At 30.0% G+C, this 2,682-nt stretch carries 2 protein-coding genes and 1 pseudogene; all 3 read left to right on the top strand.

Translation table 11 applies throughout. The features are described from left to right. Positions 1-230 (top strand): annotated as a pseudogene (locus tag RWY47_RS04605) (glutamate decarboxylase); the annotation flags it as partial. 252 nt (positions 231-482) lie between these two features. Beyond that, positions 483-1,898 (top strand): glutamate:gamma-aminobutyrate antiporter, encoded by a 1,416-nt coding sequence (gene gadC / locus RWY47_RS04600; protein ID WP_021430438.1) that lies wholly within the window; start codon positions 483-485, stop codon positions 1,896-1,898. A gap of 59 nt (positions 1,899-1,957) precedes the next feature. After that, positions 1,958-2,682, top strand: a 725-nt coding sequence (locus RWY47_RS04595; protein WP_316030255.1) for a pyridoxal-dependent decarboxylase, incomplete at its 3' end; no start/stop codon positions are given.

The raw sequence follows: 2,682 nt of genomic DNA, 5'->3' as shown, positions 1-2,682 counted from the left end.
ATTTAGCAGATAGATTAGCAATGAAAGGATGGCAAATACCAGCATATCCATTACCAATCAACTTAGACAAAACAATAATACAACGTATAGTATGTAGAGCAGACTTAAGTCATGATATGGCTGAATTATTTATAAGAGATTTAAAAACAGCAATAAACGATTTAAACGATGCAAATGTATTAGTTCATGGTAAAGAACCAGAAAATAAAGTTTACGGATTTACTCACTAATATAAAAAATATAGTATAGATTGAAAAAAGTCTTAGTATTATTTAAAAAATACTAAGACTTTTTTTATTGTTTGTTAAATTGAAGGTTTATGAAACTTAAATTGCAAAATGAAAATAAAATGAAACTTTTTTTGCAAAAAAAGTTTAATAGGATTATAATGGGGTAAATATACAATATACAATTAAAAAATTATTTTAGGCCTATGATAATTTACATTGAGAAGAATTAAAACAAAATAGGAGATGATTGACATGAAAGAAGAAAACGCAGCTAAAGGGAATTCACTTACTTTGTTTGCATTCTTTGCAATGACTGCATCAATGGTTATGACTGTATATGAGTATCCTACATTTGCTACATCAGGATTCAATTTAGTATTTTTCCTTTTACTTGGAGGAATATTATGGTTTTTACCTGTAGCATTGTGTGCAGCAGAAATGGCCACAGTTGATGGCTGGCAAGAAGGTGGAATATTTGCTTGGGTTGGAAATACTTTAGGAGAAAGATTCGGATTTGCAGCGATATTTTTCCAATGGTTCCAAATAACAGTTGGATTTGTAACAATGATTTATTTTATATTAGGTTGTGTTTCATATATATTCAACTGGAATGCATTAAACAATGTTCCTGTTTTAAAATTTATAGCAGTTTTAGTTATATTCTGGGGATTAACATTAACACAATTAGGTGGAACAAAGAATACTGCTAAAATAGCAAAAGCTGGATTTATACTTGGAATAGCTATACCAGCAATAATATTATTTGGAATATCTATAGCTTATTTAGTACAAGGTAATCCAATTGATGTAAAGATAGGAGCTAGATATTTTGTTCCTGACTTTTCAAAAGTAAATACATTAGTTGTTTTTGTATCATTTATACTAGCATATATGGGTGTTGAAGCATCAGCATCACATGTAAATGAATTAGAGAATTCAAAACGCAATTATCCATTAGCTATGATTATATTAGTTATAGTAGCTATAGTACTTAACACAATTGGAGGATTAACAGTTGCAGCTGTAATTCCACAAGGTGATTTAAATTTAAGTTCAGGAGTAGTTGATACTTTTAAAGTTTTAATACTACATTTTATACCAAATGGAACATGGATTGTAAAATTAATAGCATTACTATTAGCATTAGGTGTAATGGGTGAAGTTAGTGCATGGGTTGTAGGACCTTCAAGAGGTATGTACATAGCAGCTCAAAAAGGAATTTTACCAAAATCATTAACTAAAACTAATAAACATGATGTTCCAGTAAACTTAGTTTTCGTACAAGGAATAGTAGTTACAATATGGGCAGCGGTTCTTACACTTGGCGGTGGAGGAGACAATGTTTCATTCCTTACAGCTATATCACTAACAGTAGTTATATATTTAGTTGGATATTTACTATTCTTCATAGGGTACTTTAAATTAATACTAAAAAGAGACGATTTAAAACGTTCTTATCAAGTTCCTGGTGGAAAAACATTTAAATTAATAGTTGCCGCATGCGGTTTCTTAACTTCAATATTTGCATTGATTATATCATTTTTCCCACCAAGTCAGTTAGTTGGTAAGAGTATACATGAATATTTAACTATATTAAGTGTAAGTTTTGTAGTAACAGTATTAATACCTTTTGTAATCTATTCAATTACATCAAAGAAGAGTAGATAATATAAATAAAATTAATTAATAAAAAAGACAAGCATTGTAATTCAGGGAGGTTTTTCAAAATGTTATTTAAAAAAGAAGATGATTATAGTACACCAGTGTTTGGGACAATAGAGTCTGGCTCTAATATTCCAAAAGACGTGATAGGGAAAGATTCTATTGCTCCAAACATAGCGTATAGATTAATAAAAGATGAGTTAATGAATGAAGGAAATGCAAGACTTAACTTAGCGACATTCTGTCAAACATATATGGAAGATGAAGCAACACAACTTATGGCAGAAACATTAGAAAAAAATGCAATAGATAAATCTGAATACCCACAAACAACAGAAATGGAAAATAGATGTGTTGATATGATAGCAAACTTATGGAATGCACCAAAAGAGTTAAGCTATATAGGAACATCAACAGTAGGATCATCAGAAGCATGTATGCTTGGTGGTATGGCTATGAAATTTAGATGGAGAAACAGAGCAGAAAAATTAGGAATAGATACAACAAAGAAAAAACCAAACTTAGTAGTATCTTCAGGATACCAAGTTTGTTGGGAAAAATTCTGTGTATACTGGGATATAGAGATGCGTACTGTACCAATGGATGAAGAACATATGAGTTTAGATATGGACAAAGTTTTAGATTATGTAGATGACTATACAATTGGTATAGCAGCATTACTTGGAATAACATATACAGGGAAATTTGATGATATAAAAGCATTAGATGCATTAATTGAAGAATACAATAAAACAGCAAAAATAAGTGTACCAATACATGTAGATGCTGC

It is taken from the genome of Paraclostridium sp. MRS3W1 (assembly GCF_032465715.1).
Classification (GTDB): Bacteria; Bacillota; Clostridia; order Peptostreptococcales; family Peptostreptococcaceae; genus Paraclostridium; species Paraclostridium dentum.
This window is presented reverse-complemented; position numbering and strand designations above follow the sequence as displayed.